General features: G+C 42.9%; 18 protein-coding genes. 7 read left to right on the forward strand and 11 right to left on the reverse strand.

The features are described from left to right. Positions 1-42 precede the first annotated feature (42 nt). Positions 43-2,619 (reverse strand): leucine--tRNA ligase, encoded by a 2,577-nt coding sequence (gene leuS / locus ACRQQK_RS02400; protein WP_457509910.1) that lies wholly within the window; start codon positions 2,617-2,619, stop codon positions 43-45. Positions 2,620-2,741: 122 nt separating this feature from the next. Here leuS and ACRQQK_RS02405 point away from each other — a divergent pair, with 122 nt between their 5' ends. Then, positions 2,742-3,212: a zinc ribbon-containing protein gene (locus ACRQQK_RS02405; RefSeq protein ID WP_457509911.1), complete on the forward strand. Its 471-nt coding sequence runs from the start codon at positions 2,742-2,744 to the stop codon at positions 3,210-3,212. Positions 3,213-3,271: 59 nt separating this feature from the next. Here ACRQQK_RS02405 and lnt read toward each other — a convergent pair whose 3' ends face one another. The 5 genes from lnt to miaB all read right to left on the reverse strand — a co-directional run bounded on the left by lnt (position 3,272) and on the right by miaB (position 8,868). Continuing rightward, positions 3,272-4,792 (reverse strand): apolipoprotein N-acyltransferase, encoded by a 1,521-nt coding sequence (lnt, locus tag ACRQQK_RS02410; RefSeq protein WP_457509912.1) that lies wholly within the window; start codon positions 4,790-4,792, stop codon positions 3,272-3,274. Positions 4,793-4,835: 43 nt separating this feature from the next. Continuing rightward, positions 4,836-5,735, reverse strand: a complete 900-nt coding sequence (gene corC, locus ACRQQK_RS02415; protein WP_457509913.1) for a CNNM family magnesium/cobalt transport protein CorC — start codon at positions 5,733-5,735, stop codon at positions 4,836-4,838. Between the two features lie 73 nt (positions 5,736-5,808). Beyond that, positions 5,809-6,273, reverse strand: a complete 465-nt coding sequence (gene ybeY / locus ACRQQK_RS02420) for an rRNA maturation RNase YbeY (RefSeq protein WP_457509914.1) — start codon at positions 6,271-6,273, stop codon at positions 5,809-5,811. Further along, positions 6,273-7,376: a PhoH family protein gene (locus ACRQQK_RS02425; protein WP_457509915.1), complete on the reverse strand. Its 1,104-nt coding sequence runs from the start codon at positions 7,374-7,376 to the stop codon at positions 6,273-6,275. The genes ybeY and ACRQQK_RS02425 overlap by 1 nt, the downstream gene beginning before the upstream one ends. Before the next feature lie 67 nt (positions 7,377-7,443). Next, positions 7,444-8,868, reverse strand: a complete 1,425-nt coding sequence (gene miaB, locus ACRQQK_RS02430; protein ID WP_457509916.1) for a tRNA (N6-isopentenyl adenosine(37)-C2)-methylthiotransferase MiaB — start codon at positions 8,866-8,868, stop codon at positions 7,444-7,446. Positions 8,869-9,170: 302 nt separating this feature from the next. Here miaB and ACRQQK_RS02435 point away from each other — a divergent pair, with 302 nt between their 5' ends. Continuing rightward, a complete protein-coding gene (locus tag ACRQQK_RS02435; protein ID WP_457509917.1) occupies positions 9,171-10,322 on the forward strand; it encodes a 2-octaprenyl-3-methyl-6-methoxy-1,4-benzoquinol hydroxylase in 1,152 nt (383 codons plus the stop codon). A gap of 97 nt (positions 10,323-10,419) precedes the next feature. On the opposite strand, the gene crr is transcribed toward ACRQQK_RS02435, so the two are convergent. From crr to cysZ, 5 genes are all read right to left on the reverse strand, one after another. Beyond that, complete coding sequence (gene crr / locus ACRQQK_RS02440) at positions 10,420-10,929, reverse strand: PTS glucose transporter subunit IIA (protein WP_042486447.1); 510 nt, start codon at positions 10,927-10,929, stop codon at positions 10,420-10,422. Between the two features lie 105 nt (positions 10,930-11,034). Next, positions 11,035-12,759 (reverse strand): phosphoenolpyruvate-protein phosphotransferase PtsI, encoded by a 1,725-nt coding sequence (gene ptsI / locus ACRQQK_RS02445; RefSeq protein ID WP_457509918.1) that lies wholly within the window; start codon positions 12,757-12,759, stop codon positions 11,035-11,037. A gap of 140 nt (positions 12,760-12,899) precedes the next feature. Continuing rightward, positions 12,900-13,157: an HPr family phosphocarrier protein gene (locus ACRQQK_RS02450; protein WP_042486442.1), complete on the reverse strand. Its 258-nt coding sequence runs from the start codon at positions 13,155-13,157 to the stop codon at positions 12,900-12,902. Positions 13,158-13,454: 297 nt separating this feature from the next. Further along, positions 13,455-14,423 carry a cysteine synthase A gene (gene cysK / locus ACRQQK_RS02455; protein WP_102940219.1) on the reverse strand — a complete coding sequence of 323 codons (969 nt, stop codon included), beginning with the start codon at positions 14,421-14,423 and terminating at the stop codon, positions 13,455-13,457. 170 nt (positions 14,424-14,593) lie between these two features. Then, the gene (cysZ, locus tag ACRQQK_RS02460) at positions 14,594-15,337 is read right to left on the reverse strand and encodes a sulfate transporter CysZ (protein ID WP_457509919.1); all 744 of its coding nucleotides are present in this window, start codon (positions 15,335-15,337) and stop codon (positions 14,594-14,596) included. A gap of 238 nt (positions 15,338-15,575) precedes the next feature. Here cysZ and zipA point away from each other — a divergent pair, with 238 nt between their 5' ends. The 5 genes from zipA (at position 15,576) to cueR (ending at position 21,371) form a co-directional block, all read left to right on the forward strand. Continuing rightward, a complete protein-coding gene (gene zipA / locus ACRQQK_RS02465) occupies positions 15,576-16,433 on the forward strand; it encodes a cell division protein ZipA (RefSeq protein WP_457509920.1) in 858 nt (285 codons plus the stop codon). Positions 16,434-16,497: 64 nt separating this feature from the next. Beyond that, positions 16,498-18,507: an NAD-dependent DNA ligase LigA gene (gene ligA, locus ACRQQK_RS02470; RefSeq protein ID WP_457509921.1), complete on the forward strand. Its 2,010-nt coding sequence runs from the start codon at positions 16,498-16,500 to the stop codon at positions 18,505-18,507. Between the two features lie 488 nt (positions 18,508-18,995). Then, on the forward strand, positions 18,996-20,084 hold the full coding sequence (locus ACRQQK_RS02475) for a porin (protein ID WP_457509922.1): 1,089 nt from the start codon (positions 18,996-18,998) through the stop codon (positions 20,082-20,084). Positions 20,085-20,157: 73 nt separating this feature from the next. Then, positions 20,158-20,904, forward strand: a complete 747-nt coding sequence (locus ACRQQK_RS02480) for a YccT family protein (protein ID WP_457509923.1) — start codon at positions 20,158-20,160, stop codon at positions 20,902-20,904. A gap of 62 nt (positions 20,905-20,966) precedes the next feature. After that, positions 20,967-21,371 carry a Cu(I)-responsive transcriptional regulator gene (gene cueR / locus ACRQQK_RS02485; RefSeq protein ID WP_457509924.1) on the forward strand — a complete coding sequence of 135 codons (405 nt, stop codon included), beginning with the start codon at positions 20,967-20,969 and terminating at the stop codon, positions 21,369-21,371.

Raw genomic sequence — 21,371 nt, forward strand, 5'->3', positions numbered from 1 at the left:
AACAGGGCACAAAGCCCTGTTTACAGACAACATAAGTACGAATTAGTTCGCTACGATATTCAGCAGCTTACCAGGAACGTAGATAACTTTACGTACGGTTAAACCTTCAGTAAATTTCACTACGTTTTCGTCATTTAGGCCAAGCTCTTCAACCTGTTCTTTAGTCGCATCAGCGGCTACGGTTAGTTTACCGCGCAGTTTGCCGTTTACTTGGACAACGATCAGTTTTTCATCTTCCACTAACGCTGCTTCATCGAATGTTGGCCATGATGCACTATCAATCTCTGACTCGCCAAGAGCGGTCCACATTTCAAAACAGATATGCGGTGCGATAGGGTAAAGCATCAGCGTAATCGCTTTTACTGCTTCGTCCAAAATTGCACGATCTTGTTCTGATTCTTGTGGTGCTTTAGTCAGCTTGTTCATCAATTCCATGATTGCTGCAATTGCCGTGTTGAACGTTTGGCGACGAGCGATATCGTCCGTTACTTTTGCAATTGTTTTGTGAACATCACGACGAAGTGCTTTTTGGTCTGCACTTAGTGTGCTGGCATTAACAGCTACAGTTGCACCTTTCGATGAGTGCTCGCGAGCCAGTTTCCAAACACGTTTTAGGAAGCGGTTAGCGCCTTCAACGCCAGATTCTTGCCATTCAAGAGTCATGTCTGCTGGAGAAGCAAACATCATGAACAGACGTACTGTATCTGCGCCGTATTTATCAACCATCTCTTGTGGGTCAATACCGTTGTTTTTCGACTTAGACATTTTAATCATGCCTGAGTGTTCAACGCTGCGACCTTGGTTATCTACTGAGGAAGTAATGTTACCTTTACCGTCACGTTCAACCTTAACTTCCGTTGGTGAGATCCACTCTTTTGTACCTTTCTCATTTGTCAGGTAGAAAGCATCAGCCAGCACCATGCCTTGGCAAAGTAGCTGTTTGAATGGTTCATCAGACGTGACATAACCCGCATCACGTAACAACTTGTGGAAGAATCGAGAGTACAACAGGTGCATACACGCGTGTTCAATACCACCGATGTATTGGTCTACTGGTAGCCAGTAGTTCGCTTTTTCTGGGTCTAGAATGTCATCTGCTTGTGGTGAACAGTAACGAGCGTAGTACCAAGAAGACTCCATGAATGTATCGAATGTATCGGTTTCACGTAGTGCTGGTTCGCCGTTGAAAGTGGTTTTTGCCCACTCTTTGTCTGCTTTAATTGGACTGGTTACGCCATCCATAGTCACGTCTTCAGGCAGAATCACTGGTAGTTGATCTGCTGGAACAGGATGAACTTGACCATCTTCAGTCGTTACCATTGGGATTGGAGCTCCCCAGTAACGTTGACGAGATACACCCCAGTCACGTAGACGGAAGTTTACGGTTTTAACGCCTTTACCTTCAGCTTCAAGTTTCGCAGCAATAGCGTTAAATGCTTCTTGGAACTCAAGGCCGTCAAATTCACCTGAATCGAACAATACACCTTTTTCTGTGTATGCCGCTTCAGAAATGTCTAGCTCGCTACCATCAACAGGTTTGATTACAGGAACAATATCTAGACCGTATTTAGTCGCAAATTCGTAGTCACGTTGGTCGTGTGCTGGTACTGCCATTACAGCGCCTGTGCCGTAATCCATCAATACAAAGTTTGCTACGTAAATTGGTACTTCACGACCGTTCAATGGATGAATCGCAGTAAGGCCAGTTGCCATACCTTTCTTCTCCATTGTCGCAAGTTCTGCTTCTGCAACTTTGGTGTTTCTACACTCATCAATGAAAGTCGCTAACGCTGGGTTGCTTGCTGCTGCTTTAGTTGCTAGAGGATGACCTGCAGCAATAGCTACATAGGTTACGCCCATCAGGGTGTCTGGACGAGTGGTGTACACTTCGAGATCTTGAGCTTCATCTTTTACTTCAAACTTAAGCTCAACACCTTCAGAACGACCGATCCAGTTGCGCTGCATGGTTTTAACCATTTCTGGCCAGCCTTCAAGCTTGTCTAGATCGTCTAGTAGCTCTTGTGCGTATGCAGTGATTTTAATAAACCACTGTGGAATTTCTTTTTGTTCAACTGGAGTATCACAACGCCAGCAACAGCCGTCTTCAACCTGCTCGTTAGCCAGTACAGTTTGGTCGTTTGGACACCAGTTTACTGAAGATGTTTTTTTGTAAACTAAGCCTTTTTCGTAAAGCTTAGTGAAAAACTCTTGTTCCCAACGGTAGTACTCAGGACGACAAGTTGCGAATTCGCGATTCCAGTCATAGCCAAAACCCAGCAGTTTAAGCTGGTTTTTCATGTACTCGATGTTTTCGTATGTCCAAGGTGCAGGTGCTGTTTTGTTTTTTACTGCAGCATTTTCTGCTGGTAGACCGAACGCATCCCAACCGATTGGTTGCATAACGTTCTTGCCTTGTAAACGTTGGAAGCGAGAAACAACATCACCGATAGTGTAGTTACGAACATGACCCATGTGCAGTCGACCACTAGGGTATGGAAACATAGACAGACAGTAGAATTTTTCTTTGTTTGGGTCTTCACTTACAACGAAAGTCTTGTTGTTATCCCAGTGCTGTTGAACTTTTTGTTCAATATCTTGCGGGTTGTATTGCTCTTGCATCGATGATATCCGGTTCTCTTGGAATTTGTGAGTTCAGTTTGAACAGACTCTTATAGATCGACATAGAATACATAAAGGAGCACAGCACAACAATAGCCAATCCGATTTGAAAGAGAGGTCTTATGCCAAAACAAAAATCTGGTTATGAAGCATTACTGAAAGATGTCGTTGAAACTCTCAAGCATAGCCGTGAGGAAGTCAGCCATATTGTCGAAACTTCTGGCAAAATTGTCAGTGCGGCTAATGATTTAACTAAAGATGAATTATCCCTTATTTCTGAATATGTTAAGTCAGATTTAAAGGAGTTTTCTGAAAGTTATGAAGAGAGTAAAAGTGGCCCATTTTACCTGATGATTACAGACTCCATCTGGCAAGGGTTGCTTGATATCACCGATAGAACCAAAGTGGAATGGGTGGAACTATTCCAAGATTTGGATCACCAAGGTTTGTATCATGCAGGGGAGATGATAGGGCTTGGTGTGTTGGTGTGTGAAAGTTGCGGTCACAAGGTGCAATATAACCACCCTTCAGAGATCGTTCCGTGCATTCGTTGTGGTAATAAAGTGTTTGGACGCTTACCACTTAAACCATAGCGAACCTTGCGTCTTGAAGTCATAGAACAAAGAGCCCAGTGGGCTCTTTTGACATTTAATTAATGACGGTTCTTCCGCTGGAGAATCAAACCTAAGGTTAGTCCGAACAACACCCACAAGTACAGCGGCCAACTACCCAACTGATGGTAAGGTGTTTGTCCACGAGTTGGGATAACTTCTGCTTTAAGTACACCCGTTTCAAACTGAGGGATCTGCTTAATGATGTTGCCTCGGTAGTCCGTTACTGCGGTTACACCATTGTTGGTGGAACGAACGACAGGCTTGCCCATTTCCAACGCTCTCATTCGAGCTATTTCCATATGTTGAAGCGGACCAATGGATTTACCAAACCAAGCATCGTTAGACAGCGTCAGGATGAAGTCGGTATCTTCATTGACATTTTCTCGCACTTGCTCGTTAAAAATAATTTCATAGCATAATGCGGAAGCGAACTTATGACCGTTAACGTCAATGTTTGGCTGAATGTAACTGCCTCGACTAAAAGAAGACATAGGTAAGTTAAAGAAAGGCGCAATTGGTCTTAGAATCTCTTCAAATGGCACAAACTCACCAAACGGAAGCAGGTGGTGCTTGTTATAGCGTCTCGCTGTCTCATATTGATATGCTGAGTCACCGCTTCCACCGAGAGCCAACACGCTGTTATAGAAGGCTTTGTTTTCATCTTGATTGAGAATGCCAAGGATAATGCCGCTGTTATTGGCACGTGCAAGTTCATCAAGACTTTTCAAATAAGAAGGCAGTTCGTATTCAAAAGCGGGTACGGCGGCTTCTGGCCAGATGATAATGTCAGCATCCCAATTCTCTCGGCTAAGATCTGTATATTTCATTATGGTCGGCCAGCGATGAGAAGGTACCCATTTCAGTGCTTGTTCAATATTACCTTGAATTAAGGCAACCTTAGTTGAACGATCGGCTTGCGGTGTGACCCAATGCGCAGAACGCAAACCATATCCGGTAGCAAAGATAACGGCAGGAATTACCAACAAAGACCAAGACTTATTGAGAAACGAATATGCCAAACTACTCGCGCACACCAAAACAAGTAAAGTCAGAAGCTCTACGCCACCAAGCGGAGCAAAGTTAGCCAGTGGGCTGTCGATTTGACTATAGCCTAACCAGAGCCAAGGAAAACCCGTCATAACCCAGCCACGTAACCAGTCAAATATGAGCCAAAGAATCGGTGCGGCAAGCAGTACTCGAGTTCGACTATTTGTTTGGAAGTAGCGATTCAGTGTCCAGCCGAACAAAGCCGAATAGATTGCCAGATAAGCAACCAATAGCACCATCAAAAAGACGCTGGCGATTTTAGGCATGCCACCAAAGGTATCAATGCTGACATGAACCCAGCGAATGCCTGTGGCAAATTGTCCAATTCCCCACAAGTAACCTATCCATGCGCCTTGTCTTGCAGACTGTTTATGTAAAAGAAGTAACAGCAGAGCCGGACTAATAAAGGCGAGCGGCCAAATTTGATATGGAGCGAACGATAGGGTAGTGAGAGCGCCAACAAAAGCGGCCGCAAGCGGCCGCATCAGGCGATGAGTAAAGTTATTATTCATCTGCTACTTTTAATAGACTCTTAGTTGGTAAGAGACAAAAGAATTATTCTTCAGTAATTTCAGGCATCGATTCCATACCTGGAATGGTAACCTGAAGCTGGATAACCCGACGGCTATCAGCTGCGGTAACTTTAAAGCTGTAATTGCCAATTTCAACCACTTCGCCACGAGTCGGTAAATGACCAAATGCCGTCATCACCATGCCGCCGACCGTATCTACTTCGTCATCACTGAATTGTGTTTTGAACGTATCGTTGAAATCATCAATTGTCGTCAGAGCTTTAACGGCGTAAGTGTGTTTGCTTAGCTTACGAATTTCCAGCTGTTCTTCATCATCTGTCTCGTCTTCGATTTCGCCGACAATTTCTTCAAGAATGTCTTCTATTGTGACAAGACCAGAAACACCGCCGAATTCATCAACAACAATCGCCATGTGATAGCGTTCCTCGCGGAACTCTTTTAGTAGACGATCTACCCGTTTACTTTCAGGCACGACGACTGCTGGGCGTATCACTTCTTCGATATCGAAGGGAGTACTATTGGAACCTAAATACTTGAGTAAGTCCTTCGCTAACAGAATACCTTCAACATGGTCTTTATCTTCACTGATCACCGGGTAGCGAGAGTGCTGTGCATCGGTGATCAGTGCAATCAACGTATCGAGATCGTCGGTACGTGAAATTGTGACCATTTGAGAGCGAGGGATCATGATATCTCTGACTCGCATCTCTGAAATTTCCATAACACCTTCGAGCATGTCGCGGGTATCGTGGTCAATTAAGTCATTTACTTCAGAGTCTCGAATGACATCAACCAATTCTTGGCGATCTTTCGGCTCTCCTTGAAACATTTGACCTAGGCGTTCAAAGAAGGACTTTCTACTCGGACCTTCAGACTTTTCTTTTTTACCTTCGTTGGAAGGGGGCGAATTGTCTTCGTTCATTATTTCTCAAATTATTAACGCTACCAAAGTGTGGTAGCTCACAAATAAATATAAGGCCAATGTGACCTTATATTTACACTTTTTCTGATAAATAGGGATCTTCAAAACCCAATTTTTGCATCAATTCTGTTTCGAGGGACTCCATCTCTTCGGCTTCGTCATCCTCGATATGGTCATAACCTAACAGATGCAGGCTTCCATGTACAACCATATGCGCCCAATGTGCTAACAGTGGTTTGTTCTGCTCACTGGCTTCTTGTTCAACCACTTGGCGACATATGACCAAATCACCCAGCAGATCCAGCTCCATGCCTGGTGGCGCTTCGAAGGGGAAAGATAGAACATTAGTCGGTTTATCTTTACCACGATAATCCATATTGAGCTGGTGGCTCTCTTCGCTATCGACGATGCGAATGGTCACTTCAGCTTGATCTTGAAATGGAGTGATAGCCGTTTCTAACCAAGTGGCAAAGTTCGCTTCACTGGGTAGGCCTTTTTCGTCTTCAACGGCTAATTGCAAATCGAGTTCAATACTCATTATTGGTCAGACTCTTTTATCGATGAACTAAGTTCTTCTTTCTGTAGTTCAAGCAGTTTAGATTCACGCTCTTCTCTACGACGTTTTTCGTACTCTTTACGCTCTTTCTGATCTTGTGCTTCCCACTTCTCATAGGCGTTAACAATACGAGCAACGACAGGGTGGCGAACTACGTCGTCAGCAATAAAGAAGTTAAAGCTAATTTCTTCCACTTCATTTAATACTTCTACCGCATGACGAAGACCAGATTTTGCTCCGCGAGGTAAGTCGATCTGGGTAACGTCACCTGTAATAACGGCGCGAGAGTTGAAACCGATACGAGTCAGGAACATCTTCATCTGTTCAACCGTCGTGTTTTGGCTTTCATCAAGAATGATAAATGCATCATTGAGAGTACGACCACGCATGTATGCAAGCGGTGCTACTTCAATAACGTTACGTTCGATGAGCTTTTCTACTCGCTCAAAGCCAAGCATTTCAAACAACGCATCGTAAAGAGGCCGCAAATAAGGGTCGACCTTTTGGCTCAAATCACCCGGAAGAAAACCGAGTTTTTCACCTGCTTCAACAGCTGGACGAGTCAGAAGAATTCGACGAATTTCTTGACGCTCTAACGCATCAACGGCCGCTGCTACCGCAAGGTAAGTCTTACCAGTACCTGCCGGACCAATACCAAATGTGATGTCATGAGTGGCCATGTTCATCAAGTACTGCGCTTGGTTTGGTGTGCGAGGTTTAATAACGCCTTTCTTGGTTTTCACAAACACTTCTTTGCCGTGAGTAAACTCTTCAGCGACGTCCGTGTTTTGCTCTAACACGCCCGATTCTTTTATTGCGAGATGAATTTGTTCCGGTTCAATGTCTGGAATTTCACCTCGAATTGGCGCGGTATCAACATAAAGGGATTTGATGATATCAAGTGCTGCCGCCGTCGTATGAGGTTTACCCACAATGGTAAAGAACTGGCTGCGATGATTAATTTCAACGCCCAAACGACGTTCTAAATGCTTGATATTGTCATCGAAAGGACCGCATAAACTGGCAAGTCGGCGGTTGTCAGAAGGTTCGAGATTGATCTCTAAGGTAACAATTTTATTGCTCAAATTAGCCTCTCAGTATGGTCATATCAAGGTGTCCGATTTCGACCGGACACCTTATGACTGTTAAAGCTTATGGAGTAAACGTCGCTACTCCTAGCTCATCTTCACGTTTTGTTTTTGCCATCATTTCTGATGGAGAAGTGACAACGCGAAGGTTCATTTCTTTTTCTGTACGAATCAGCTCACCACGAAGTGAGTTCGGGAATACATCAACGATTTTCACGTCAACGAATTGGCCGATTAAATCTGGTGAACCTTCAAAGTTTACAACGCGGTTGTTTTCTGTTCGACCACGAAGTTCCATCAGATTCTTCTTAGAAGTACCTTCGACCAGAATGCGCTGCTCTGTATCCATCATTAAACGAGAATAGCGCATTGCTTGCGAGTTGATCTGCTGTTGTAGCTCATATAAGCGATCTTTTTTCTCTTGCTCAGTCAGTTCACATGGGTAATCTGCTGCTGGCGTACCCGGACGAGGAGAGAAAATGAAGCTAAAGCTCATATCAAAATCAACTTCGCGAATCAGTTTCATGGTGTCTTGGAAATCTTTATCTGTTTCGCCAGGGAAAGCAACAATGAAGTCAGAACTGATCTGAATATCAGGACGTGCTTTACGTAGTTTACGGATAATAGACTTATACTCGATTGCTGTGTGCGGACGTTTCATCATCGTTAGAATTCGGTCACTACCGCTTTGCACTGGAAGATGAAGGAAGCTCACTAGCTCTGGAGTATCTTCGTACACAGCAATGATGTCGTCGGTAAACTCAAGTGGGTGGCTTGTTGTAAAACGAATACGATCAATACCATCAATGGTAGCGACTAGACGCAGTAGTTCAGCGAATGAACATATAGTACCGTCGTGCATTGGACCGCGGTATGCATTTACGTTCTGACCTAGCAGGTTTACTTCACGAACGCCTTGCTCTGCAAGCTGTGCAATTTCAAATAGCACGTCATCCATTGGGCGACTAACTTCTTCACCGCGAGTATAAGGAACAACGCAGTAAGTGCAGTATTTTGAGCAGCCTTCCATGATTGACACGAAAGCTGTTGGACCTTCAGCACGAGGCTCTGGAAGACGGTCGAATTTTTCGATCTCTGGGAAAGAAATATCCATAACAGGAGCTTTGTCAGTACGAGACTGTTTAATCATCTCTGGCAAACGATGTAGCGTTTGTGGGCCAAAAATAACATCAACAAAAGGTGCACGATCACGAATGTGGTCACCTTCTTGAGTTGCCACACAGCCACCGACACCGATTACAACGCCTTCTTTTTTGTCTTTCAACGTTTTCCAGCGACCAAGTTGGTGGAAAACCTTCTCTTGTGCTTTTTCACGAATCGAACAGGTATTAAGTAAAAGTACGTCTGCTTCTTCTGGATCCTCAGTCAGCTCATAGCCGTTGGCAGCGTTAAGCAGGTCGGCCATTTTAGATGAATCGTATTCGTTCATCTGGCAACCCCAGGTTTTAATTAGCAGTTTCTTACTCATTTTCACTTTCGCTCGTGTTAATTCTTAAATAAATCTTGAACGTTTTAGAGATTGTGAACCCTTTGTGTATTCAAAGGTAAACAGGTCTCAGCTCAAATTATAGCCGCCATCTCGGCGGTAAGCCGCGTATTGTACTGCTTTAAAAAGTCACTGACTAGTGATTGGATGAAATCTCTTAAATCCTTTGCTACATCAGGCTTTTTACCCTGTTAACTCTAAGGTTTTGTGACAAAAACGTTCGCAAAAAAAGTGCTGTTCCGTACAATAAGCCACGTTAACGAATTGAGATAATAGTTGGAAAGATGAACGATTTTGACATTGTTGTGATTGGTGGTGGCATGGTGGGGGCCGCAGCTGCGATTGGCTTTGCGAAACAGGGCCGGAAAGTCGCGGTTGTAGAAGGCGCAAAGCCGCATGCGTTTGAGCCTTCTCAAACGATGGACGTTCGTATTTCAGCTATCTCGCAGACTTCGGTTGATTTACTGGATTCACTGGGAGCGTGGGAAAGTATTGAGGCCATGCGTGTATGTCCTTACCGCCGTCTAGAAACTTGGGAACATCCTGAATGTCGAACTCGTTTCTCAGCTCAATCACTAGGCTTAGAACAGCTAGGCTACATGGTTGAAAACCGAGTTATTCAGTTGGGCTTATGGAGCTGTATAGAAGCGTATTCGAACATAACCCTGTTTTGTCCGGATAAGTTATCTCATATTCAGTTTGGCGACAGACATTCCATAGAGCTGGATTCTGGAGAGCAGTTGGTTTGCAATTGGGTGATTGGTGCGGATGGTGCCAATTCGCAAGTACGAGCTAGCGCCAATATTGGCGTAACGGCTTGGGATTATCGTCAACATTGTATGTTGATTAATGTTGAAACTGAAAAGCCACAACAAGATATTACTTGGCAACAATTCTTCCCATCAGGCCCTCGCTCATTCTTACCATTGAATGGCAATCAGGCTTCTTTGGTCTGGTATGACTCTCCAAGTCGCATAAAACAGCTGAATATGATGACAAATGAACAGCTGAGACTGGAAATACTTAAGCACTTCCCACAAGAGTTAGGTGACATTAAAGTTCTGCAGAAAGGTTCTTTCCCATTGACGCGTCGACATGCACAGAGTTACGTAAAGAATCATTGCGTATTAGTGGGCGATTCAGCGCATACCATCAACCCGCTAGCGGGGCAGGGTGTTAACTTGGGTTTCAAAGATGTGGCCACATTACTAAATTGCACCAATACTTTAGAAGAGTTAACAACAGAGGCGTTTCGCAGCTACGAACGCAAAAGACGACCAGATAATTTATTGATGCAGACTGGCATGGATTTCTTTTATAAGACGTTTAGCAATGACATTCCACCGCTCAAGTTTGCTCGCAATGCTGCATTAAAACTGGCTGAACAGGCAGGCACTGCGAAAGAACGAGTATTACGTTACGCGTTGGGATTGTAGATTGTTTTAGGGACGTTATTACCAAACTCTGAATACAAAAAAACGCTGCACTAGGCAGCGTTTTTAGATTCAACGAACTAATTATTTCTCTTGCGAGTTATTTAGTTACGCGAAGAACGGCAGTTTCACCAACAGAAACAGTACCAGAAAGCTTGTTCAGCTCTTTGATTTCGTCCATGTTAGAGATAACAACTGGCGTTAAAGTAGATTTTGCTTTCTCTTCTAGTAGAGCTAGATCGAATTCGATGATAGTGTCACCCACTTTCACTGATTGACCTTCTTCAGCAATACGTTTGAAGCCTTCGCCTTTAAGTTCTACAGTATCGATACCGAAGTGAACGAATAGTTCAACACCATCGTCAGACTCGATAGAGAATGCGTGGTTAGTTTCGAAAATCTTACCGATAGTACCATTTACTGGTGCAACCATTTTGTTGCCTGATGGCTTGATTGCGATACCGTCACCAACGATTTTCTCAGCAAACACGACATCTGGCACATCTTCGATGTTTACGATTTCACCAGAAAGTGGTGCGATGATTTCAATTGCACCAGCGTCAGCGCTGTCATCAGAGACTAGCTTTTTCAGTTTGTCAAACAGACCCATTGTGTCATGCTCCTAACGTTTTAAAATATTCTGTCGAAGTATAGTATACCAATCAAAAACAATAGACGACTACTTTTAGTCGTCTAAATCATTGGTATTCACAGATTATTGTGTTTTTTCAGCGATGAATTTTTCAACACATGCTTCGATTTCAGCAGCAGTTGGTAGAGAAAGTGCTTCCTCCGCCATTGCTTTTACTTCTGCGAAGTTAGAGTTGCGAACAACTTTCTTCACTTTAGGGATAGAAATACCGCTCATTGAGAACTCATCTAGACCCATACCAAGTAGAAGAAGTGTTGCGCGCTCGTCACCTGCTAGCTCACCACACATACCTGTCCATTTACCTTCTGCATGTGATGCATCGATAACTTGTTTGATAACTGTAAGTACTGCTGGAGATAGTGGGTTGTATAGGTGAGAAATCATCTCGTTACCACGGTCTACTGCTAGTGTGTACTGAGTTAAATCGTTAGTACCGATAGAGAAGAATGACACTTCTTTCGCTAAGTGGTGCGCAATTGCAGCAGCTGCTGGTGTTTCAACCATTACACCGATTTCGATGTTTTCGTCGAATGCTAGACCTTCTTCGCGAAGCTCTGCTTTGTATTCTTCAATGGCTTCTTTAAGAGCACGGATCTCTTCAACAGAGATAATCATCGGGAACATGATACGAAGTTTGCCGTGTGCAGATGCACGTAGGATACCGCGTAACTGGTCACGTAGAATTTCACGACGATCCAAGCTGATACGTACTGCACGCCAGCCTAGGAATGGGTTCATCTCTTTTGGTAGATCCATATATGGTAGATCTTTGTCACCACCGATATCCATAGTACGGATAATGACAGCTTGACCTTCCATTGCTTCTGCAACTTCTTTGTAAGCTTGGTACTGCTCTTCTTCAGTAGGAAGAGATGTACGATCCATAAATAGGAATTCTGTACGGTACAAACCAACACCTTCGCCACCGTTGCGTAGGATACCGTCACAGTCTTTAACTGTTCCGATATTGCCGCATACTTCTACACGGTGTCCGTCTAGAGTCTCAGCGTGAAGATCTTTAAGTTTTGCTAGCTCTTCTTTTTCATCGATGAAAGCTTGCTGTACCTTTTCTGCTTCAGCTAATTCAGCTGTAGTTGGATTAACAAAAATCTTGTTGTTAATTGCGTCAAGAACCAGCATGTCACCGTTCTTAACTTGTTTAGTAATATCGTTGGTACCTACAATCGCTGGAAGTTCTAGAGAACGAGCCATGATTGAAGTATGAGAAGTGCGACCGCCGATATCACATGCGAAACCAAGCACGTAATCAAGATTGATTTGCGCAGTTTCAGAAGGTGTTAGGTCATTAGCAACTAGGATAACTTGCTCATTGATGTTAGCGAGTGAAACTACATTGATGCCTAGTGCGTTCTTAACAAAACGAGAACCGATATCACGGATATCTGTTGCACGCTCTTTTAGGTATTCGTCGTCTAGAGACTCAAGCGCAGTAGCTTGCTCCTCGATAACAGTGTAAATAGCGTTATCTGCTGACAGCTTATCGTTTTTGATGAGTGCTAAAATTTCTTCTTCTAGCTCTTCATCTTCAAGCAACATGATGTGGCCTTCAAAGATGGCTTCTTTTTCTTCACCAAACGTTTCAAGCGCTTTTTGCTTGATTACTTCTAACTGTGCAGAAGCTTTGTTGCGAGCGTCGTAAAAACGAGCAACTTCAGATTCTACTTGATCGTCAGAAATGGTGTTTGTATTTAGGACAATTTCATCTTCTTGAAGTAGTAGTGCTTTACCGATAGCAATACCTGGAGATGCTAGGATACCTGAAATCATAGCTTTACCTTAAATTGGTCAACTGTAAACGGGAGATAAATGGACGCAGGCGCTAAAGATATTTTTAGCTTATTCTTTGAATAATATCCAACAAAGCCACTTTGGTTGTCCAAAATGGCTTTGAATTGGAATAGACCTGATTAGTGAAGTTGGTCCATTAGTGCTACTAGGTGGTCAACAGCTTTTTGAGCTTGAGGACCTTCTGCAGAGATAGTTACTACAGTGCCTTTAACTAGACCTAGTGTTTGTAGCTTGAATAGGCTCTTAGCACTAGCACTTTTGCCGTTAGAAGTAACAGTGATATCCGCGTCGAAAGCTTTAGCTTCTTTAACGAATTGTGCCGCAGGACGAGTGTGAAGACCGTTTTCTGCAGTAATTTCTACTTTCTTCTCGTACATGTGATATACCCCAATAATTTATTTTTTGTAAGTTTATTAACCAGTTTTTAGCTTAACCTTAGAACAGCGTTTCTGCTAGCAGAGTAACGTGCTTTTCGTGTTAGAACTGATACTGATCTAAAATTCGTCAATCGTATTGCCTGTGAGTTGGTCATTACAATTGAACTGGAATTTTTATTGCTTCTTTATTTTGAAGCGAAAAATAAAACAAGGTGATATTACCAAAGGTAGAAATAGGATCAACAAAAAAGCCCCATCAAGGGGCTTTTTTAAATGAAAAATTGATTTAACCACATATTACTGTTGGTTTTCTTTTTCCGTGAAAATGCCAGCAAATAGGGCTGTACTTAGGTAACGTTCACCTGAGCTTGGCAGTACGGTTACAATTGTTTTTCCTTCAAATTCAGGGAGTTCAGCCAAACGGTTAGCGGCAACAACTGCTGCACCTGAAGAGATACCAGCAAGGATACCTTCCTCTTCCATTAGGCGACGAGCCATATCAATTGCTTCGTCAGAAGTGACTGTTTCAACGCGGTCAATCAGGTCTAAATCTAGGTTACCTGGGATAAAACCTGCGCCGATACCTTGAATTTTGTGTGGAGCTGGTTGAATTTCATCACCCGCAAGCGCTTGAGTGATGACCGGAGATTCCGCTGGCTCAACAGCAACAGAGATAATTGCTTTACCTTTTTCGCCTTTAATATAACGGCTTGTACCTGTTAGCGTACCACCCGTACCTACACCAGCAACGAACACATCAACTTGGCCGTCAGTGGCTTCCCAAATTTCAGGACCAGTGGTCTTTTCGTGGATTTGAGGGTTTGCTGGGTTGTTGAACTGTTGAAGAAGCAGATACTTTTCTGGGTTGCTTGCAACAATTTCTTCCGCTTTAGCGATAGCGCCTTTCATGCCTTTTGCTGCTTCAGTCAGCTCAAGGTTAGCACCAAGTGCTTTAAGTAGTTTTCGACGCTCCAAGCTCATTGACTCAGGCATAGTTAGCGTTAATTTGTAACCGCGAGCAGCAGCAACAAACGCAAGAGCAATACCAGTGTTACCACTTGTTGGTTCTACCAATTCAACGCCAGGCTTAAGTGTACCTTGTTTTTCTGCTTCCCAAATCATGTTGGCACCGATACGGCATTTAACGCTAAAGCTTGGGTTGCGAGATTCAATTTTCGCTAATACTTTACCTTTGCTGACTTTATTTAGTCGAACTAGAGGTGTGTTACCAATAGTTAGGGAGTTGTCTTCGTAGATTTTGCTCATTGTTATATTCCTTCATTACGCATGTTTGGGTATCGGTATAACGATACGTTAGCGGATACAAAAAGAGCATATGTGCTCACTTAAAAAGGTAAAAGGATTAAATCGTTATATCTTATAGATAGAAGAGATCTTTCAGCAGTTTACCTAACTTAAGTTATGACATTGCCTTATTAACTTTTGTAGTCTCGTTTAAACTCGTTCACCCACATCGCGGTAGCGCCGCAAACAGCGACAGGCATTACGATTAGATTAATAATAGGTATCGTTGTCAAAAAGGCGACCAGAATACCGAAGCCATAAGCTTTGCTTTGTTTTTGTTTCAAACTGTTTCTCATGTCCTGAAACGAAATTTTATGGTTATCAAACGGGTAGTCGCAGTATTGAATTGCAAGCATCCACGCAGTGAAGATAAACCATGCAAAAGGACCGATAGTTTGCCCGACGGCGGGAATTAACAACAGGATGAATAACCCAAGCGCTTTAGGTAATACATAAAGCAGTTTTCGCCATTCGCGAGCCATAATACGCGGAACGTCTTTGACGAAATCTAACACTCCGCCATCATTCACTTGCTCTCCAATCATTTTCTGTTCTACTTTTTCAGCCAGTAATCCGTTGAACGGTGCGGCAATAAAGTTAGCTAAGGTGCTGAAGAAATAAGAAAACGTTGCAAGAATCGTAAGTACTAGCAGTGGCCACAGAATGTAACTTAGCCAAGATAGAAAACCAGGAATGTGACCCATCCAGCTGTTAATCCATTCGTCTAAGTGGATGAAAAGATAATATAAGGCTCCGCCTACTAATAATATGTTGGCCAGCAGTGGTAGAATCACGAAACGTCGAATGCCGGGGGATACCGCCAGTTCGAATCCGTAGAAAAAATAACCCAAGCCTGAACGCTGTTTCAAATGCATAGCTTATTCCGTGTCTTATTAAAGTGTCATAAGGATGAGCATTCTATTGTAACCAAGCAAAATCAGAATGAAAGAATGCTAAAAATCTCATTGTTATCTCAACTTATAACATTAAGTTGTTCTAAATCGGGGTAGAGTTTTGGTAGAGTATCTGGATATAAGAAATTTTGCCTCTGGTTGACGTTCTTCGAAAGCGTGAAATTCAGGACATCAAAAATCGAGAAGCCGAGAGTTTAAGATGCAGGAATTGCGATTCGTACTCATTATTGTTGGCGCGCTAGCGATAGCCGCTTTGCTATTTCATGGTCTATGGACCAGTAAGAAAGAAGGGAAATCCAAGTTCGGTGATAAGCCACTTGGTAAATTAGAGGTTGAGCAAGAAGATACAGTACCGTCGCGTGCATTTGCTCCTGAAGATGACTACGAGATCATTCGTAAGGATCGTAAAGAGCCAGATTTTGGTTTGTCTGATACTGCGTCTGAAGCTGATCCTTTGATTTCTGATTACGAACCAACCGTTGATGCTACAACTGCTATTAATACTGTTGAAGATGAGATGGAACTTGACGTGCCTTCAATGGTGGTTGAGAAAGACAAGGAAGAGGCCCAGGCTGATTCAGTAACTGAAGAGCAGCCTTCAGCAACGGATAACAAAGAGCCGAAATCGGATGAAATGGAAGTCATCGTTCTAAATGTCCATTGTACAGGTAATGAACCTTTTGTGGGTACTAAGCTGTTCGATAGCATGCAACAAAACGGTCTACTCTACGGTGAAATGGATATCTTCCATCGCCATGCGGATATGTCTGGAACGGGCAAAGTGTTGTTTAGCGTTGCGAACATGATGCAACCTGGAACACTAAAACACGATGATCCAGCTGAGTTTACGACTAAGGGTATTTCATTCTTTATGACCTTACCTTGTTTTGGCGATCCAGCTCAGAACTTCAAATTGATGTTGAAGACAGCGCAGCAAATAGCAGATGATCTCAGCGGTACCGTACTGGACGATGCTCGTAACATGATGACTCCAGATCGATTAGATGCGTATAGAAAACAAATCCAAGACTTCAAGATCAAAGCTGCTCAGCAGTAAGTGAACAGTTATTATTAAAAGGCTCCAAGTCGGAGCCTTTTTTCATGATTCGAGAGAATAAGAAATGCAAAACGTAGAGCAAAGACTAAAAGAACTAAGAGAAACGCTACATATTCACGCGATTCGCTATTACGTTGAAGATGATCCGACGATTCCTGATGCTGAATATGACCGTTTAATGCGTGAGTTACTCGATTTAGAGGAAGCTAACCCAGAGTTAGTTACTGCGGATTCGCCAAGTCAACGAGTTGGTGGAATGCCACTCAGTGGGTTTGAGCCTGTGACCCATGAAATCCCAATGTTGTCTTTGGACAATGCATTTGATGACGATGAATTAAACGCATTTAATCGTCGAATGGGCGACCGCGTTCCTGCTGCTAAACTGGCCGAATTTTGTTGCGAGCCTAAGCTTGACGGCCTTGCCGTTAGCCTGCTTTACGAAAATGGCGTTTTAGTCAGAGCGGCAACCCGAGGTGATGGTGCTACAGGCGAAAACATTACCGAAAACGTGCGCACGATAAAGTCTATTCCTTTAAAACTTCAAGGTGATTCATGGCCGCAGCGCATCGAAGTGCGTGGAGAAGTGTTTATGCCGAAAGCGGGTTTTGAACGCATGAATGAGCTTGCGGTGAAAAAAGGTGAAAAGGTATTTGTTAACCCTCGAAATGCAGCAGCAGGGAGCCTACGTCAGCTTGACTCGCGCATTACAGCAAAACGTCCTTTAGCTTTTTATGCATACAGCGTAGGTGTGATTGAAGGCGGAGATCTTTCATCGAGTCACTACGATCGCTTTATTCAGTTGAAAGGCTGGGGGCTACCAATGTGCCCAGAAACCAGAAGAGTTAAGTCTCTTGATGACGTAAAAGCTTATTATCAGGATATTTTGCAGCGCCGAGCTGAACTTCCTTATGAAATTGATGGCGTTGTGATCAAGCTGGATGATATTTCGCTACAGGAACAGCTCGGTTTTGTTGCTCGTGCACCACGCTGGGCAATTGCGTACAAATTCCCTGCGCAAGAAGAAATGACGACTTTGAACGATGTAGAGTTTCAGGTCGGTCGAACTGGTGCGATTACCCCTGTGGCTAAATTAGACCCAGTATTTGTCGGTGGGGTGACAGTCAGTAATGCAACCCTACACAATGCCGATGAAATTGAGCGCCTAGGCGTGAAAGTTGGCGATACCGTTATTATTCGCCGCGCAGGAGATGTGATTCCGCAAATTGTCTCGGTTGTTCAAGAGCTACGGCCTGAAACGGCACGAGAGATTATTTTTCCAGTCACTTGCCCAGTATGCCAATCAGCGGTTGAACGTGTGGAAGGTGAAGCGGTTGCTCGTTGTACTGGCGGATTAGTCTGTCAAGCGCAGCGCAAAGAAGCGCTCAAGCACTTTGTATCCCGCAAAGCTTTGGATGTTGATGGGTTAGGTGACAAAGTTATCGAGCAACTCGTTGATAAAGAAATGGTGGTGACTCCTGCTGATTTATTTAAATTGCGAGCGGGTGAGTTAACCATTTTGGAACGAATGGGGCCAAAGTCGGCGCAAAACATTGTCAATGCGCTTGAAAAATCTAAGCAAACTACGCTACCACGCTTTCTCTATTCTCTGGGTATCAGGGAAGTTGGTGAAGCAACAGCGTTGAACTTGGCTCAATATTTCTCAAATCTGGAGGCGATTAGCCAAGCTTCTGTCGAGCAGTTAATCGAAGTACCTGATGTTGGCAATGTGGTCGCGAATCATATTCACAGCTTCTTTGCCCAAGAGAACAACAATAAAGTGATTCAGGAATTGATTGAGCTTGGCGTTGAGTGGAGTGATATAGAGCCTCAAAGCGAAGATGCTCCTCAACCATTGGCAGGCAAAGTGGTTGTTTTAACCGGCTCTTTGTCGCAACTTTCTCGCAATGACGCCAAAGCTGCTCTTCAGGCTTTAGGTGCGAAAGTGACGGGAAGTGTTTCCAAGAATACAGATATACTTTTTGCAGGCGAAGCGGCTGGCTCGAAATTAGCAAAAGCGCAAGAGCTTGGTATTGAGATTCGCAACGAACAAGATTTGTTAGACTTAATGAAGTAACAATAGTTATCTATCAAAAAGCCTCTGTAATTTATTACTGAGGCTTTATTTTTATGCGTAAAATAACTTTAAACATATCCGTTACAACCGCAACTCTTTCCCCCAGTCTTTCAAATGTAACAGTTTGCATCTTTATGAAATCTTCTTGGAAAATATGCGATGTAATTCAACTAATATAAAATTGAATTTATTTAACTGTTTGTTTTTAAATTAAATTTTAATTTGTTTCATATTGTATGTTTGAGATTGAGATCTCGATCACTTACTCGATTAAAGTTTGCTCAAGTTCATATTTTTTTAGTCGAAAATTAAGTTCTCATTGATGTTTTACTCCATAAAGTTAGTCTAGTTGCATGAATGTACTCGTGCATTCAGAGTTTTTAGAGCGAAGTTAATCGCATTAAAACTCGAAATATAAGTCTTCTCTTCGGCGGCCAACTTAAGAGAGACGAAACAAACAGCTATGTCTATTTTTTAGGAGTTTTTCCATGGAAAAAGTATTTAAACGCACGCTTATCGGTGCGGCAGTTGCTTTCGCTTCTGTTTCTGGTTCAGCAAACGCAGCAGTACAACTTGCAGGCGACGCCGTTCAGTTTTACGGCCAAGCAGCTGGTTTTATGATCATGGGTGATGACAGCGATACTCAAAGTGCAGGTGCAGTAATTGAGTCTCGTGTTGGTTTTCGTGGTGTTGTAGAGTTTGAAGATTTTGCTCCAAACTTTATTTGGCAAATTGAAGGCGGTAACGCTGATAACGGCGCTAAATCAGGTCAGCTAGGTGCACGTGATACATATCTAGGTTTTGATTTTGATGGTTTCGGCCAATTAAAATTTGGACGTCAATTGGTAGCGGCATACAACTATGTAGACTGGCCACACTCAAACCCAGGTCTGGGCAATGTATTTGACTGGAATAATGACCTTGGTGTTTCATATCAAGACCGTGCTGATAACACATTCCGCTTTGATTCTGCAAACTGGGGTGGTTTTGGATTACAAGCAACCTTGAGTGGTATGGAACAAGATACAGACCGCATGGTGAGTAGTATTGCAGCTTCATTCTCTAAAGACCTATTTAGCTTGCATGCAGGTTACTACCACCGTGGTGAATATCAGTCTAAGGAAGATGAGCAATCTAAATATATCATCGACCAAGATACAGGTAACTTAGCTGCTAACCCTGACTATGTCGCTGGTGGTGCTACAGTTACTAACTACGCACATAACTATGCCATTTTGGGTGGTAGTTTATTCCTAGGTGATGTAACGCTTACTGCTGCTTATAAAGCAATGGAAACAGATTCTGCATCAGGTACAGTTAGTCAAAACGCGTTATCAGCAACAGCTCAGTATGTCTTAAATGGTAAGTGGGTATTCAAAGCTGGCTACTCTGCGACAGATGATGCTGATGGTAAAAATGATTCTGGCGATACAGCAGTAACTGCTCGCTTAGGTTATATCTTGCCAAGTGCTTATATGTACATCGATTCACGTAACTATAAGATTAATAACGCAGGTAATGATTACAAAGCTGATTGGGCAAACTATGTTCTAGTTGGTATGGAATACTACTTCTAATTGGCAAAAACAAATTAATCAAACGTACGAGCATCTGGCTAGGATGCTCGTTTTTTCTTAGGGGAAATCATCAATGAAATTATTAGGGACTTTCCTTGCAGTTGGTGCGCTGATGGCTTCTTGTAACGCGTTCGCACAAGTCGAAGTTAGGTTACATAGAGATGTTGCACCGCTAGTTATTCAAGATAAAGAAGTGGGTTTTTCTCTCAAGAAAAAAGATACGATTATTTTACCTAATGGTACTAATCAATTGGTTATTCGAATTGAAAAATTAGTTGAGCACCTTGGTGAGCGAGAGAAATTTAACTCAAAACCTGTAGTGGTAACTTTTGACGCCCAAGACAGTGTTGTAAATATCGAACCGATAAAAAATATTAGTCAAAGATCACAAGCTGAAGAGTTTGATAAAAATCCTAAATTTCGAATCAGTGTAGTTAGTGGAAAATTAGAGGAAAATGCGCAAGGTGTATTGAATGCATCTAACGGTTTAACTCGTGATTATTTAAAAGAGTTAGCGGTATACAACAAAGAGAACAGCCTCCAGATTGCATCTACAGATGCAAATGTTGAATCAAAATCTCATTCACTGGATTCTGGGGAAAGTGAATCCAAGCAGAAAGACATGGTTCAATACTGGTTCAATGAAGGCACTGCTGAAGAGCAAACACAATTTGCTGATTGGGCGTTTAGCCAAAGAACTTCTGTCACGAACATGATTCAGACCGATAGTAAGCCTGTTGAGATGATGGCCTATTGGTATGACAAAGCGAACAAGGCTGAGAAGTCAGATATTCTAGCTTGGTTGATTCGTCAGGAATAATTGCTATTTATATGAATTAGAGGCATGGTTTAACCATGTCTTTAATTCGTATAAATTGAACAATGAACATCAGTGAAGTCTCAAAAAAGACAGGCCTGACAGCTAAATCGATCAGGCTTTATGAAGAAAAAGGGTTAATTAAACCGCCACATCGCTTAAACAATGGCTACCGAGATTACCATGAGCAACATGTCGCCGATCTCAATCTGATTGCTCGATGCAAAGGAGTTGGGTTCAGTCTTGATGAGTGTAAAGCGATGCTCAACTTGGCCAATGACCCTGAAAGAAGTAGTTTCGCGGTGAAAGAGAAAGCACAGCAGAAGCTAAAAAATGTTGAGCAGAAGCTAAAAGAATTGGCCGTTATAAAACAGCAGTTGGAACTATGGATTCAGGAATGTCCCGGTGATGAGGGAAGTGAATGTCCGATTATCGACGATTTGAAAGGGCAATGCTGTAAAACGAAATAA

It is taken from the genome of Vibrio sp. C8, assembly GCF_054051265.1.